Source organism: Roseateles sp. L2-2 (assembly GCF_050613215.1).
GTDB classification, from domain to species: domain Bacteria; phylum Pseudomonadota; class Gammaproteobacteria; order Burkholderiales; family Burkholderiaceae_C; genus Roseateles; species Roseateles noduli.
On record NZ_CP192509.1, the window covers coordinates 1862771 to 1877211 of the forward strand.

Below are 14441 nucleotides of genomic sequence, written 5' to 3' on the forward strand. Positions count from 1 at the left end.
TCAGCGGATCACCTTGCCGATCACTTCGATCAGCTTGGCGGGGTCGAACGGCTTCACCAGCCATCCGGTGGCGCCCGCTGCGCGGCCCGCCTGCTTCATCTGATCGCTGGACTCGGTGGTCAGGATCAGGATCGGCGTCGTCTTGAACTTGGGGTTGTCGCGCAGCTTCTTGGTCAGGCTGATCCCGTCCATCCGGGGCATGTTCTGGTCGGTCAGCACCAGGTCGAAGTCGCGCTGGGACGACTTCTCCCAGGCATCTTGTCCGTCCACCGCCTCCACGACGTTGAAACCCGCATTCTTGAGGGTGAACGAGACCATCTGGCGCATGGAGGCCGAATCGTCTACGGCGAGGATCGAGGGCATTTTGAGTTCTCCGGATGACAAGCGGTTTTCGGGTGGACCTGAAGATTCTTGAGGACCTTGAGGGCGGTCTGGTGACGGTGCCCGGTGATTTCGTGACCTAACGGACGTATCGGGTGAACTTTCAGAACAGTTCGACCGAACCGGCGTCCATCTCGTCCTGCGTGACGGGATTGGGACGCAGCGGGGCGGTCTCGACGACGGCCATGCCGTCCTCGTCGTCCCCGAAGGTGTCCCGGGCGAGCTGGTCCGAGCAGTTGCGCAGGCGCTGGCTGGTATGCGCGATCAACTGCGTGGACATGTCCTGGAACTGCAGCGCGGTGATCGCACCGGCCAGATGCAGCATCAGCTGCTGCAGCGCGTCCTGGTCCTTCGCCTCCGGCAGACGCTCGCGCATCTGGTCCACGAGGCTCGACGCGCCGAAGAAATGCGTCGACAACGCCTCGCAGGCGTCGTCGAGCAGGCGCTGCAGGCGCTCGAGATCGTTGTTGACCGTCATCAGATGGTCCTGCAGCTCGGCAGCGGCGAGCAGCGGCATCAGTCCTGTGCCTTCCGGCTCGACCGACGTCTCATCGATTTGCATCTTGGCTCCACTTAGGGGTGTCCTGGTGCGTCTTCATGTCTGCCCAACTCAAACATGCGCCCGGACTTGTCGGCTGGCAAGAATCTTCGGCTTTTGCCACGCATCTGTCGACGGGACTAACCGTGCAAAGTCATCCCAATAGCTCAGATCGGTAGGTCATCGACGTGACCGTGACAAATCTCGATAAGGGTAAACCCAAGACTCTACGGTTTCCAGATGAATAAAACGTGGGGGTTCCCTGCATAGATGAGGGATGCGCGACAAACTTGGCATACTCCCGGCCATGCCGACTCTCCCCCTGGCCGAGCGCTCTCTGCGCCTGCTTCATATCGAGGATTCCGACCTGGATCACCAACTGATCCTGGCCCAGTTGCAACGGGCCGGATTGCGATTCGAGATCACGCGACTGGACACGCTGCCCGATATCGAGGCAGCCCTCGACCGGACCTGGGACGCGGTGATTTCGGATTACAACCTGCCGGGGTTTTCAGGCCTGGTCGTGCTGGACATGATCAAGCAGCGGCACCTGGTGCTGCCTTTCGTGCTGGTATCGGGCGAGATCGGCGAAGACACTGCCGTGGCCGCCATGCGAACCGGGGCCTCGGATTACCTCCTCAAGAACAACCTCGCGCGCCTGGCGCCGGCGCTGCTGCATGCCATCGAATCCTGCGAGGCACAACTCGCCCGGCAGGAAGCGGACCGCGAACTGCTCAAGTCCAAACAGCAGTTGCATGAACTGGCGGGGCACCTGCAGACCAGCGTCGAGATGGAACGGGCGGCGATCGCCCGCGAGATCCATGACGACGTGGGCGGATCGCTGACGGCGCTGAAGTTCGACCTGGCCTGGATCGCGCGACACAGCAAGGACGAGGACGTGCAGCAACGCGTGCAGTCCGCGCTGGAGACGGTCACCAGCGCCATCGAATCGAGCCAGCGCATCATGCACAACCTGCGTCCGGCGATCCTGGAACAGGGATTGCTGGCAGCAGTGCAGTGGCTGGCCGCGCGTTTCGAACGCCGCACCGGCATCGCGACCGCTGTGCGGCATGTCGGCGAGCAGTTCCAGCTCCCGGCGGGCGTGCCTCTGGTGGCCTACCGCTGCGCGCAGGAGGCGCTGACCAATGTGTCCAAGCATGCCGGGGCGACCAAGGTCGACGTGGAGTTGAGCATGGAGGGCGGCGTGCTGACGCTGGAGATCAAGGACAACGGTCACGGCGTCGCGCCGGGCGACCTGAGCAAGGCGCGCAGCTTCGGCATCCGCGGCCTGCGCGAGCGCGCGGCGACGGTGGGCGGCTGGGTGGACCTGAGCAGCGGCCTGCAGGGCACGGCGCTGATCCTGTCGGTGCCGCTGCGCGGCGTCTTCGGCGACTTCGAGTTCGACGACGACGGAGAACCGATCCCGGCCGGTGCCGGGCATGATCCGTCTTCGTGGGGCGCCCTATGATCAAAGTCATCCTCTGCGACGACCACGCGCTGATCCGTCGCGGGATCCGCGACACCCTGTCCGACGCCCCCGACATCGAGGTCGTCGGCGAGGCCGGCGACTACGGCGAGCTGCGCAGCCTGATGCGCACGCTGCCCGTCGACAAGCAGTGCGACGTGCTGGTACTGGACATCAACATGCCGGGGCGCAGCGGCCTGGACGTGCTGCACGTCCTCAAGGACGAGGGCACCACGACCCGCGTCCTGATCGTCTCGATGTATCCGGAAGACCAGTACGCCATCCGCGCGCTGCGCGCCGGTGCCTTCGGCTACGTGAACAAGGGGGGCGATCCGCAGCTGCTGGTGCAGGCCGTGCGCACCGTGGCCCAGGGCCGCAAGTACGTGACGCCGGAGATTGCGCAGATGCTGGTCGAGAGCCTGACCGCGCCTGCGCCAGAGCAGGCCCACCAGAAGCTGTCGGACCGTGAGCTCCAGACGCTGGTGATGATCGCGTCGGGCAAGCGCCTGTCGGACATCGCCGAGGAACTGATGCTCAGCCCGAAGACGGTGAGCGTGTACCGGGCTCGCGTCCTGGAGAAGCTGGCCTTGTCCAACAACTCCGAGCTGACTGTCTACGCCATCCGCAACGGACTGGTCGAGAGTTGATGGAACGCTGATCGAGCGCTGATCGAAGGTCCCGGACCTCCGTTGACGTGAAGTCAGCGAGCGATGGTGGGGCCGGAATGGGGCTTGGGGTTCGCGGACGCGAGGCCCCATGCCCCGTGGAGAGCCCGCGCCTGGCCTTCCGAAGTCTGTCGAATTCTGCCCGCTCCGTTCGTCGTCCTCCGGGGACGTTCACGCCAGCCAGCCGCCATTCATCGCAAGTCAGCATTGACGAGCAGGGGGTGCCTCGGAGAATGCGCCCCGTACTGACACACAGGGGGCTGTCATCGATACCGCACTGTTGAAAGAGTTGCGCATCCAGGGCAACGAGCGCGAGGACCATGGTGGCGGGCCGCCGCGCTGGGTCTGGGGGCTGCTGGTGGCGTTGATCGTGCTGGCGCTGCTGGCTGCGGCCGGCTGGTGGTGGTGGCGTCAGTCGCAGGTACCGGAGGTCGAGACTGCGTCGGCGCAGGCGCGCGGTGGTGCCGGCGGGAACGCCGTGCTGCAGGCCACCGGCTACGTGACGGCGCGTCGCGCCGCGACGGTATCCACGCAGATCACCGGCACGCTGACCGAGGTCCTGTTCGAGGAAGGCGACAAGATCCAGAAGGGTCAGGTGCTGGCGAGGCTGGAGGATCATGCCTTGCGCGCCGCGCTGGACATGGCCCGGGCGAACGTGAAGAGCGCGCAGGCCAACATCGAGGCCACGCGTGCCCAGTGGCTGCAGGCGCAGTCGGACCTGAAACGTCAGGATGAACTGGCGCTCAGCGGCATGACGACGAAGCAATCCGCCGAGCAGGCGCGCACCGCGGTGAACGCCTACGCCGCGCAACTGGAAGCACGCCGGCGCGAGGCCGATGCCGCGACCGCCCAGGCGGCGCAGGCGCAGGTCAATTTCGACTACACGGTCGTCAAGGCGCCGTTCTCCGGCGTGATCACCGCCAAGGCGGCGCAGGTCGGCGAAATCGTGTCGCCGCTGTCCGCCGGTGGCGGCTTCACGCGGACCGGCGTCGGCACCATCGTCGACATGGACTCGCTGGAAGTGGATGTCGACGTCAACGAGGCCTACATCGGCCAGGTCAAGGCCGACATGCCAGCCCAGGCCGTGCTGGATGCCTATCCCGACTGGCGCATCCCGGCGCATGTGATCGCGGTCGTGCCGTCGGCCGACCGCGGCAAGGCGACCGTCAAGGTGCGGGTCGCGCTCGAACAGAAGGACCAGCGCGTCGTGCCCGACATGGGCGTGCGCGTGTCCTTCCTCGCCGCCAAGGAGAGCGCGCAGACCGCGCCTCCGCCCGGCGTGCTGGTGCCGAAATCGGCCGTCGCGCAGCGCGACGGCAGCGACGTCGTGTTCGTCGTGAACGGCCAGGCCGTCGTCCAGCGCAAGGTGCGCCAAGGCACGCCGGTCGGCGACCAGGCGGTGGTGCTCGACGGCGTGAAGGCCGGCGACACCGTCGTCCTCAACCCGCCCGAGGCCCTGCGCGACGGCGGCGAGATCAAGCCGACGGCCGGCAAGTGAAGCCGACAGCGCGGGGACGCCATGTCCCCGCTGGAAGTCCAGGAAACCGAAGCGAGGAGTCACCGTGAGCAATCTGATCGAGATCCGTGACCTGTCCAAGGTCTACACCCGCGGCAAGCAGAAGGTGGAAGTGCTGCACCACATCGACCTGGACGTCCGTGAGGGCGAGTTCCTGGCGCTGATGGGGCCTTCGGGCTCCGGCAAGACGACGCTGCTGAACCTCATCGGCGGGCTGGACCAGCCCAGCGGCGGCAGCATCGCCATCGGCGGCGAGCGCATCGACCAGCTCAGCTCCGCCGCGCTGGCGAAGTGGCGCGCCGCCCGGGTGGGCTTCGTGTTCCAGTTCTACAACCTGATGCCGACGCTCTCGGCGCAGCGCAACGTGGAGCTGCCGCTGCTGCTGACCAAACTGTCCGCGTCGGAGCGCAGGAAGCGCGCCGCGATCGCGCTGCAACTGGTGGGTCTGTCGGACCGCGCCAGCCACAAGCCGACGGAACTCTCCGGCGGTCAGCAGCAGCGCGTCTCGATCGCGCGGGCGATCGTCTCCGACCCGACCCTGCTGGTCTGCGACGAGCCCACCGGCGACCTGGACCGTCAATCGGCCGAGGACGTGCTGGCGCTGCTGCAGGCGCTCAACCGCGATCACGGCAAGACCATCGTGATGGTCACCCACGATCCCAAGGCCGCCGAGCGCGCCCGCCAGACGCTGCACCTGGACAAGGGCACGCTGGTCGAGCAGACCGTGTCCGCGACCGCCTGACGCCGCGACGTCCGGGTCAAGTCCCAAGAAAGGGCTCGCCATGAAATACCTTCACCTCATCTGGGCGGCGCTGTTCCGGCGCAAGCTCCGGACGGTGCTGACGCTGGTGTCCATCATCACCGCGTTCCTGCTGTTCGGGCTGCTGGACGCGGTCCGCACCTCCTTCGACCAGGCCGGCCAGTCGGCCAACGGCGCGTCGCGCCTGCAGACCGGCTCGCGGCTGTCGTTCATCCAGACCTTGCCGATGGCGCTGACGCAGCGCATCCAGTCGGTGGACGGCGTCAAGCTCGTGACCCACGCGAACTGGTTCGGCGGCGCCTACCAGGACCCGCACAACCAGGTCTTCAGCTTCGCCGTCGCGCCGAACTACCTCGACATGTACCCGGAGATGGTCGTCACCGACCAGGCCAGGCAGGCGTTCGCCACGACGCGCATCGGCGCGCTGGTCGGCGAGGGCCTGGCCAAGCGCTTCAACTGGAAGGTCGGGGACAAGATCCCGCTGCAGTCGACGATCTTCCCGGACCGCAACGGCAGCAAGAACTGGCAGTTCGAGATCGTCGGCCTCATCCACGCCGCGGACAAGAAGTCCGGCGGCTGGTATGACCAGATGTTCCTGCTGAACTGGAAGTACTTCGACGACACGACGCCCTACAACCAGGGTCAGGTCGGCTGGTACGTGACGCGCGTGGCCGACGCGAACCAGGCGGACCGCGTGGCCAAGGCGATCGACGCGATCTCGGCCAACTCCGACCATGAGACCCGCACCCAGACCGAGCAGGCAGCGATGGCCTCGTGGATGAAGCAGGTGGCGGACATCGGGCTGATCGTCAGCTCGATCATGGGCGCGGTGTTCTTCACGCTGCTGCTGCTGTCCGGCAACACGATGATGCAGGCGGTGCGCGAGCGCACCAGCGAGATCGCGGTGCTGAAGACGATCGGCTTCTCCGGTCACAGCGTGCTGGCGATGGTGCTGGCGGAATCGGTGCTGCTGCTGGTGATCGGCGGCGTCATCGGACTGGGGTTGGCGAGCGTGATCGGACCGGCGGTGAGCGCGGGCAGCGGCGGCACGCTGAACCTGCCGGCCGCCGGCCTGAACAGCTGGGCCACCGGCGTCGGCCTGATGGTGCTGTTCGGCGTGATCGTCGGCGCGCTGCCGGCCCTGAACGCGATGCGACTCAACATCACCGACGCACTGGCGGGGAGGGCCTGAGCATGAAATTCCTGAAAAACCTGGGGTTGGTGCTGCTGCTGGTGCTCGTGCTGGTGGCGTGGGTGATGCTGCCGTGGTTCGGCGCGCTGGGACTGGCGGTGCTGCTGGCGCTGTGGATGTTCCTGACGCGGCGCGGCGCGCAGGCGCGCTCGGTGACCGGCGTCGGCGTGAGCACGCTGCCGCAGCGTATCGGCTCGTCGGCGGTGATCGTCGTGGGCATCGCGGGTGTGGTCGGCGTGCTGGTGGCGCTGCTCGCGATGGCCGAGGGCTATTCGGAGACGCTGCGCAAGTCCGGCAGCGAGGACACCGCCATCGTGCTGCGGGGCGCCTCGGCGGCGGAGGTCGCCTCCGTCATGACGCGCGACGACATCACGCAGATCAGCCAGGCGCCGGGCGTGGCGAAGTCCGCCAAGGGCGAACCACTGTTGTCCGCGGAGACGGTGGTCGCGGCCAATCTGCCGGTCAAGGGCACGAAGACGGACGAGGAGGGAAGTGTCCAGATGCGCGGCGTCGGCGACGAAGCCTTCGCGGTGCGGCCGCAGGTCAGGATCGTCGACGGACGCAAGTTCCAGCCGGGGCTCAAGGAGCTGATCGTCGGCCAGGGCGCGGCGCGTCAGTTCGAAGGCCTGGAGCCCGGCAAGCAGATCCGCCTGGGCAGCCAGATGTGGACGGTGACGGGCGTGTTCGCGTCGGGAGACTCGATGGAATCGGAACTGTGGGCCGATGCGCCCGTCGTTGCCGAGACCTACCGGCGCGGCGCGAGCCGCAATTCGGTGACCGTGAAGCTGACCGACGCGAAGGCCTTCAAGGAGTTCAAGGCGGCGCTGGAAGCCAATCCGCAATTGAAGGTCGATGCGACGACCACGCTGGCGTTCTTCGCCAAGCAGTCGGAGCAGATGACCAAGATCCTGCGGATCATCGGGATCGTGGTCGGATCGATCATGGCGGTGGGGGCGGTGTTCGGCGCGCTGAACACCATGTTCGCGGCCGTCGCGACGCGGGCCCGCGAGATCGCCACGCTGCGGGCGATCGGTTTCCCCGGGCTGCCGGTGGTAGTGGCGGTGATGCTGGAGACGATGCTGCTGGCCGCGGTCGGCGGCGTCATCGGCGGCGGGATCGCCTACCTGATCTTCAACGGGCACGCGGCGTCGACGATGGCGGCCGGGTCCGTGGGGAAGCTCAGCTTCGAGCTGCGGGTGTCGGGTCAGCTGCTGTGGGAAGGCCTGAAATGGGCCCTGGCCATCGGCTTCATCGGCGGCCTGTTCCCCGCGGTGCGGGCGGCGAGTCTGCCGGTCACGACCGCGCTGCGCGAGCTCTGAAATGAAAACCGGCCGGTGCTGGGAAGCATCGGCCGGGTCATGTTTCGCAGTGCTCAGTTGAAAGCCGCGAGCATCCGCTCCAGGGCGATCATGAAGGGCTGATGCATCAGCGGCAGCGTCGCGACCAGCCCCACCAGGCCGATGCTCACCGTCAGCGGGAAGCCCACCGAGAACACGTTCAGCTGCGGCGCCACGCGCGAGATGATGCCGAGCACCAGGTTCACGAACATCAGCATCGTGATCAGCGGCAGCGCGATCCAGAGGCCCATGCGGAAGATCTCCGCGCCCCAGACCTGAGGCTGCGCGATGCGCAGGAAGCGGAAGGGCTCCTCGCCGACGGGGAAGGCCTGGAAGCTCTCGACCAGCGAGTTGATCAGCATCAGGTGCCCGTTGATGGCGACGAACAGGAAGGCCACCATCGAGCCGAGGAAACGCGAGGTCGACGTGCCTTGCGAACCGGTCGACGGATCGAAGAAGCCGGCGAAGTTCAAGCCCATCTGCAAGCCGATCAGCTCACCGGCGAATTCGAGCGCGGCGAACACGACCCGCACCGCGAAGCCCATTGCCAGCCCGATCAGCAGTTGCTGACCCGTCACGGCGAGCAGTTGCGGTAGGGAGTCGAGCGGGATCACCGGCATGGCTGGCAGCGACGGCTGCGCGGCAACCGAGATGAAGAGCGCCAGCCCGATGCGCACGCGCGCCGGCACCTGACGCTGGCTGAAGACCGGCATGCCGGCGAACAGCGCCAGCGTGCGGATGAACGGCCACAGGATCGGACTGATCCAGGCGAGCAGTTGCGCTTCGCTGAATGTGAGCATGGAGATGGCGGGCCGTGGGATCGGGCAGGGCGGCGGCGGTGGCGCCTGCCTCAGCCCAGCGCCTGCGGGATGCTCTGCAGCGTGCGCTGGATGTATTCGACCAGCGTCGTGATCATCCAGGGACCGGCGACCGCCAGCACCAGGACTGCGGCGACGATCTTGGGCACGAACGACAGCGTCGATTCGTTGATCTGCGTCGCCGCCTGGAACACCGACACCAGCACGCCGACCGCGAGCACCGTCAGCAGGATGGGCGCCGCGACCATGAGCAGCACGTACAGCCCCTGCTGGCCGACCGAGAAGACCTGTTGTGCATCCATGAGCTTGTCCTTGGAGTCGCTATGTCGAGTCGCTTCGGAACGGTCGCGCCGCTACTGCGCGAACGAGGCCGCCAGCGAGCCCAGCAGCAGGTTCCAGCCGTCCGCCAGCACGAAGAGCATCAGCTTGAACGGCAGCGAGACGAGCACCGGCGACAGCATCATCATCCCCAGGCTCATCAGCACGCTGGAGACGATCATGTCGATCACCAGGAACGGGATGAAGATGAGGAAGGCGATCTGGAACGCGGATTTGAGCTCGCTGGTCACGAAGGCCGGCACCAGCACGCGGAAGGGCACGGCCTCCGGCGTGACGTTGGGTTCGAGCTTGGCGAGCTTGGCGAACAGCGCGACGTCCGACTGGCGCGTCTGCTTGAGCATGAAGGCGCGCATCGGCACCTGCGCGCGCTCGAGGGCGACCTCGAAGCCGATCTGTCCGGCCTGATAGGGCTGGTAGGCCTCGGCGTAGACGCGATCCAGCGTCGGGCTCATCACGAAGAAGGTCAGGAACAGCGACAGCCCGACGATCACCTGGTTGGGCGGCGCGGCCTGCGTGCCCAGCGCCTGGCGCAGCAGCGACAGCACGATGACGATGCGGGTGAAGCCGGTCATCATCAGCAGCACGGCCGGCAGGAAACCCAGCGCGGTGAAGAACAGCAGGGTCTGGATCGGCACCGAGTAGCTGTTGCCGCCCGCACCCTGGCCGATGATCAAGGGCACGCTGGCCGGCGCGCCGCCTTGCTGGGCCCAGGCCGCGGCGCCGAAGCCGCCGAGCGCGAGCACGCCGGCGATGCCCAGCGCGCGCCGCGACGAGCGCGGGCGACGGGGCTCGGGCGAGGCTGGAGCGAGGGGAGTCGAAGCGGTCATGCGCCGTTCCCGATCAGGCCGAGGGATTGGAGCCGGGGCCATCGGCGTGCCTGCCGCCCAGGCTGCGCTTGAGCATCGAGGAGAACGACGGTTGCGCCGCCTGCAGGGCTGCGCCGGCGTCGGCCTGCGGCGGCATCACGTGCAGCGTGCGGATCTGCTGGCCGGTGATGCCCAGCACCAGCCATTGGCGGTCCTCGTCCTGGCCGACCTCGACGATCACGATGCGCTGGCTGGGCGCGATCACCAGTTGCGCGACGGTGCGCAGCTGTCCGCCCATCGCGCTCCCGCCCAAGGGCGTGCGCTTGAGGAGCCACAACACGACTGGAATCAGGGCCAGGATGGCCAGGAACCAGAGCAGGGGGACGAGGCTGTTGTTCATGGCTTTGAATTATGCGTCCCTGAAACGCATCAGCCCCACCGGGGTGGGGCTGATCAGGGGTCAGGTTATGCCTTGCTCAGGCGCCGCATCCGTTCGGACGGGGTCACGATGTCGGTGAGGCGGATACCGAACTTGTCGTTCACGACCACGACCTCGCCCTGGGCGATCAGATAGCCGTTCACCAGCACGTCCATCGGCTCGCCGGCCAGCGCGTCGAGTTCGACGACCGAGCCCTGCGCCAGTTGCAGGATGTTCTTGATGGGAATGCGCGTGCGACCCAGTTCAACCGTGAGCTGGACGGGGATGTCCAGGATCATGTTGATGTCGCTGCCGGGCAGGTTGCCCGGCGTCGGCGAGAAGTTGGTGAAGGCCGCCGGCGCGACCTGCTCGGTCACCTGCTGCACTTCGGCTGCGACCTCGCCGCCGCCGCCGCCGGCTTCCGCCAGCGCCGCCGCCCATTCGGCGGCCATCGCGTCCTGTTCGTCCATCGGGGTGTTGTCAGCCATTGCGGGCTCCCAGCCAGCCGGCATCCGGGCCGGTCAGCATCTTTTCAATCTTGATCGAATACTTGCCGTTCGAGGTGCCGTAGTGGCAGTCGAACACCGGCACGCCGTCCACCTTGGCCTGGATGATCTGTTCCAGGTCCAGCTCGATGAAGTCGCCCGGCTTGAAGGCCAGCAGCTGTTCGACGGTCGCGGGGGCCTTGGCCAGCTCCGCCACCAGTTCGACCTCGGCCGACTGGATCTGGTGCTTGAGCAGGTTGACCCAGCGGCGGTCGGGTTCGCTCGAATCGCCCTGCGTGGTGCTGTACAGCACGTCGCGGATCGGCTCCAGCGTCGAATACGGGATGCAGAAGTACACCGTGCCGCTGGTCTCTCCGATCTCCAGCGTGAACGAGGTGGACACGATGATCTCGCTGGGCGTGGCGATGTTGGCGAACTGCGGCTGCATCTCCGAGCGCTGGTATTCCAGCTCCAGCGGATAGATGCCCTTCCACGCCTTGGTGTACTCCTGAATGATCACTTCGACCAGACGCAGGATCACGCGCTGCTCGGTGGCGGAGAAGTCCCGGCCCTCGATGCGGGTGTGGAACTTGCCGATGCCGCCGAACAGCGAGTCGATCACCGCGAACACCAGCGTCGGGTCGCAGACGATCAGGCCGCTGCCGCGCAGCGGCTTCACCGACACGATGTTGAAGTTGGTCGGGACGACGATCTCGCGCAGGAAGGCGCTGTACTTCTGGACCTTGATGCCGCCGATGGCGACTTCCGGGCTCTTGCGGATGAAGTTGAACAGCCCGATGCGGATGTTGCGCGCGAAGCGTTCGTTGATGATCTCCATCGTGGGCATGCGCCCACGGACGATCCGCTCCTGGCTGGCGAGGTTGTACTCGCGGATGCCGCCGGTCTGGACCTCTTCGGCCTCGAGCTTCTGGCTCTCGCCGGTGATGCCCTGCAGCAGGGCATCGACTTCGTCTTGGGAAAGGATCTGCTGATTCATCGCGCGCTCCTTGCTGTGCGGCCCGTCACTGCACGATGAAGGTGGAGAACAGGACCTGCGTCACCGGGCTTTCGACCTGGCGTTTCTTCTTCTTTTTCTTCTTGGGCGCGGCGTCCTCGTCCTCATCCTCGTCGTCGAGCTCGATGCCCATCGGGCGCACGGCCTCGCGGCGGATTTCCTTGGCCAGCTTTTCCTTGCCTTCGGCGCTCAGCAGTTCGGCCGAGGTCTTGTGCGACAGCACCAGCAGCACGTTGTTGCGGATCGCCGGCATGTAGGCCTTGAGCTGGTCGGCGAAATGCGCATCGGCGACTTCCAGCGTGATGCCGACCTGCGCGAAGCGGTCGACTTCCTTGTCCGCGAGATTCACGGTGAACGGATCCAGCGGCACGAAGGTCGGCGGCGTGCCCGGCTTGGCGTGGGCGGCGGCCGCGGGCTTCTCCTCGGCGGCGGCGCCTTCCTCGTCGTCGGCATGCGACTTCTTCTTCATCATCAGCAACGCGGCGACGCCCACCAGCACCACCACCAGGACGATGGCGACGATGATGATCAGCTTCTTCTTGCCGCCGCCCTTGACGGCGGCGTCGTTGCCTGCGGCGGCTGTGGCCATGGGCGCTCCGGTGATGAAAAGAGGGACGTTGGCGGGGAGCCGGCTCTGGTGACCCGGCAATGTCTCCCATTGTGAAGCGCCGCCACGGCGCTCAACGCGCGAAAAGGCGGCGGATTCCGGTCAGACTCGGAGATCTTCAGGCGTACAGGTCGACCAGGCCGCGCGGTGCGGAGCGGCGCTCCGACCGGCCGCTGGCGGCGATCGCGCCGTCGTCGTCCGAACCCTGGCCTCGCCCGCCCCGACGACCGTTGCCGCCCGACGTGCCGTCGGCGGATCCGTCGCCACGATTCTGGCCGCCGCTGGACTGCGACTGGGCGAACACCCCGCCGCCGCTCAGGGTCAAGCCCTGCGCCTGCAGCGCGGCCGCCAGATCCGGCAGGCTGCGTTCCAGCACCTCGCGGGTCGCGGCGTGCTGGGCGTGGAAGTTCACCTGCGCCTGCTGGCCGTCGAGCTGGATGTTGATCGCCACCGGCCCCATCTCGGTCGGATTGAGCTGGAGTTGTGCCTCGTGGATGCCGTCCTGGATCAGGAGGCTGACGCTGGCGGACAGTTCCGGCGCGAAGTCGGGGCTGTCCAGCGGATGGCTGAGGGGGACGCTCGGCGCCTGGGTCGCGGAGGTCGCGTCGGCGCCGGAAGTGCTGGAAGTCGAGCCGGTCTGCTGCGCCGCGGCGAGCAGCGCCTCGAAGCTCGGCTGCGGGCCCCTGGCGGCGTCGCCCATGGCGATCTCGTGCGCGCCGCCGGAGGCGGCTTGCAGCGCGTCGGTCTGGACCGTCTTGTCCGCGCCTTCGGTCGCGCCGGCCGTGCCTGCGGCGGCCTGGCTCAGTTCGCGCTGAAGCTGCTGGCGCTCGCGCAGGGCGTCGCCGGTGCTCGATTGCTTGCCGTGAGCGTGGGTGCCGCCGGGCAGGGCTTCGGTGCCCGCCTCGTCGCCCTCGGCCGCGCCGGCACGCGGCTGGGCCTTGGTCTCGGCGGGCGCGTCGCCGCGCAGCATCGCCAGGATCTGCTCGGCAGCGGTCGCGCCGGTGTCCTTCGCGTCCTTGGCGGCCTTCTTGTCCTTGCCGTCGTCATCCTTGGCCACGACGCGCTCGGCGTCCTTGCCGCTGGCGGCATCGGCCCGGGCGGTGTCCGCCGGATCGGTCGCGTCGGCGGCGTCAGCCGCGTCCGTCGCTTCTCCGGCAGTGGCCGGATCCGACTTCGCGGTGCGGGTCGGGGTCTTGGCGTCTTCGGTCTTGTTCGCGCTGTTGCGGGCGGCGGCATTGCGCGCGGCGAGCTTGTTCTCGTCCTTCGACGCCGTGTTCTCGGGCGAGCGCGGAGGCGGCGACGCGGGCTTGGGCGGCTGCGCCGACTCCTGGCGCTGCGCCTGCTGCTGGGCTTCCAGCTGCCGGGACTGCTGCTGCGATTGCATCTGCTGGCTCGCCAGCTGCTGCGATTGCAGCTTCGCCATGGCCGTCTTGGCCGACTGCGCCGACTGATCCTGCAACTGCTGGTTGCTCTGATTCAGCAGACGGGAGAAGTCCGTCGACGCGCCGTCCTTGCGGCCGGCGTAGGCGGGGTTGTTCGCGCCGAGGCCGCCGAGGGCGCCCGGCATCGGGTTCATGTTCTGGATCTGCGTCATGGCGAGGGAGTTCCGGGTGGACCGGGCCGCGATCAGGCGACCAGCCGGGACATCGGGTTGCCGCCGCGCGAAGCGGCGCGGGCGGCTTGTTCATCGGTGGCACGCTGTTCCTGGCGCATCTGGCTGCGCAGCGTCTCGGCGCGACGGCGCTCGATCAGCTTGCGGACCGAGGCGACGCGCAGTTCGCGTTCGCGCACCAGGTCGCGGGCGGCGGACAGGCGCTGGTCGGCGTAGTCGGCGATGCCGCCCTGCTGACCGATGGCCTGGTCCAGCCGCTGGCCGAAGTTCTGATAGCAGCCCAGCAGTTGCACGGTCGTCCGTTGGGCGAATTCCTGCGACCAGCGGGTGCGGTAGTCCGTGCGGTACTGCGACAACTGGTCATGCTGGTTGCGCGCCGCGTTCGCACGCGACTGCGCGTCCTGCAGATGACGCAGCGCTTCATCGCGCTCGGCCTCCGCGCGTTCGAGGAGAACGGTCAGGGCCTGCAGATTGGAACTACTCATGT

Annotated in this window: 17 protein-coding genes; 6 read left to right on the forward strand and 11 right to left on the reverse strand. The window is 67.3% G+C overall.

The window, feature by feature from the left end; translation table 11 throughout:
- A complete protein-coding gene (locus tag ACQZ13_RS08450; RefSeq protein ID WP_067068294.1) occupies positions 1–363 on the reverse strand; it encodes a response regulator in 363 nt (120 codons plus the stop codon).
- Positions 364–484: 121 nt separating this feature from the next.
- On the reverse strand, positions 485–943 hold the full coding sequence (locus ACQZ13_RS08455) for a hypothetical protein (protein ID WP_067276237.1): 459 nt from the start codon (positions 941–943) through the stop codon (positions 485–487).
- A gap of 283 nt (positions 944–1226) precedes the next feature.
- Between ACQZ13_RS08455 and ACQZ13_RS08460 the strand changes: the two genes are divergently transcribed.
- The 6 genes from ACQZ13_RS08460 (at position 1227) to ACQZ13_RS08485 (ending at position 7836) form a co-directional block, all read left to right on the forward strand.
- Entirely contained in the window at positions 1227–2387 is a 1161-nt protein-coding gene (locus ACQZ13_RS08460) for a histidine kinase (protein ID WP_431051015.1), read from the forward strand.
- Positions 2384–3031 carry a response regulator gene (locus ACQZ13_RS08465; RefSeq protein WP_088403375.1) on the forward strand — a complete coding sequence of 216 codons (648 nt, stop codon included), beginning with the start codon at positions 2384–2386 and terminating at the stop codon, positions 3029–3031. The genes ACQZ13_RS08460 and ACQZ13_RS08465 overlap by 4 nt, the downstream gene beginning before the upstream one ends.
- Before the next feature lie 298 nt (positions 3032–3329).
- Entirely contained in the window at positions 3330–4547 is a 1218-nt protein-coding gene (locus ACQZ13_RS08470) for an efflux RND transporter periplasmic adaptor subunit (RefSeq protein WP_431051017.1), read from the forward strand.
- 64 nt (positions 4548–4611) lie between these two features.
- Positions 4612–5307, forward strand: coding sequence for an ABC transporter ATP-binding protein (locus ACQZ13_RS08475; RefSeq protein ID WP_431051019.1), 696 nt, complete (start codon positions 4612–4614; stop codon positions 5305–5307).
- Positions 5308–5347: 40 nt separating this feature from the next.
- Complete coding sequence (locus ACQZ13_RS08480) at positions 5348–6517, forward strand: ABC transporter permease (protein ID WP_431051021.1); 1170 nt, start codon at positions 5348–5350, stop codon at positions 6515–6517.
- A gap of 2 nt (positions 6518–6519) precedes the next feature.
- A complete protein-coding gene (locus ACQZ13_RS08485) occupies positions 6520–7836 on the forward strand; it encodes an ABC transporter permease (protein ID WP_431051023.1) in 1317 nt (438 codons plus the stop codon).
- Between the two features lie 53 nt (positions 7837–7889).
- Here the strand turns inward: ACQZ13_RS08485 and fliR are convergent, their stop codons facing one another.
- The 9 genes from fliR to fliJ all read right to left on the reverse strand — a co-directional run bounded on the left by fliR (position 7890) and on the right by fliJ (position 14439).
- On the reverse strand, positions 7890–8654 hold the full coding sequence (fliR, locus tag ACQZ13_RS08490; protein ID WP_431051025.1) for a flagellar biosynthetic protein FliR: 765 nt from the start codon (positions 8652–8654) through the stop codon (positions 7890–7892).
- Between the two features lie 50 nt (positions 8655–8704).
- Complete coding sequence (gene fliQ / locus ACQZ13_RS08495) at positions 8705–8974, reverse strand: flagellar biosynthesis protein FliQ (RefSeq protein ID WP_088403381.1); 270 nt, start codon at positions 8972–8974, stop codon at positions 8705–8707.
- Between the two features lie 51 nt (positions 8975–9025).
- Positions 9026–9838, reverse strand: coding sequence for a flagellar type III secretion system pore protein FliP (gene fliP, locus ACQZ13_RS08500; RefSeq protein WP_431051027.1), 813 nt, complete (start codon positions 9836–9838; stop codon positions 9026–9028).
- Positions 9839–9851: 13 nt separating this feature from the next.
- Positions 9852–10217, reverse strand: a complete 366-nt coding sequence (locus ACQZ13_RS08505; RefSeq protein WP_431051029.1) for a FliO/MopB family protein — start codon at positions 10215–10217, stop codon at positions 9852–9854.
- A 65-nt stretch (positions 10218–10282) separates the two neighbouring features.
- Entirely contained in the window at positions 10283–10723 is a 441-nt protein-coding gene (gene fliN / locus ACQZ13_RS08510; protein WP_431051031.1) for a flagellar motor switch protein FliN, read from the reverse strand.
- Positions 10716–11717, reverse strand: coding sequence for a flagellar motor switch protein FliM (fliM, locus tag ACQZ13_RS08515; RefSeq protein WP_067276207.1), 1002 nt, complete (start codon positions 11715–11717; stop codon positions 10716–10718). Before fliM ends, fliN begins: the two co-directional genes overlap by 8 nt.
- Positions 11718–11742: 25 nt before the next feature.
- Positions 11743–12324 (reverse strand): flagellar basal body-associated FliL family protein, encoded by a 582-nt coding sequence (locus ACQZ13_RS08520; RefSeq protein WP_067276206.1) that lies wholly within the window; start codon positions 12322–12324, stop codon positions 11743–11745.
- Positions 12325–12460: 136 nt separating this feature from the next.
- The gene (locus ACQZ13_RS08525) at positions 12461–13936 is read right to left on the reverse strand and encodes a flagellar hook-length control protein FliK (RefSeq protein WP_431051034.1); all 1476 of its coding nucleotides are present in this window, start codon (positions 13934–13936) and stop codon (positions 12461–12463) included.
- A gap of 32 nt (positions 13937–13968) precedes the next feature.
- Positions 13969–14439, reverse strand: coding sequence for a flagellar export protein FliJ (fliJ, locus tag ACQZ13_RS08530; protein WP_088403387.1), 471 nt, complete (start codon positions 14437–14439; stop codon positions 13969–13971).
- Between the last annotated feature and the right edge of the window lie 2 nt (positions 14440–14441).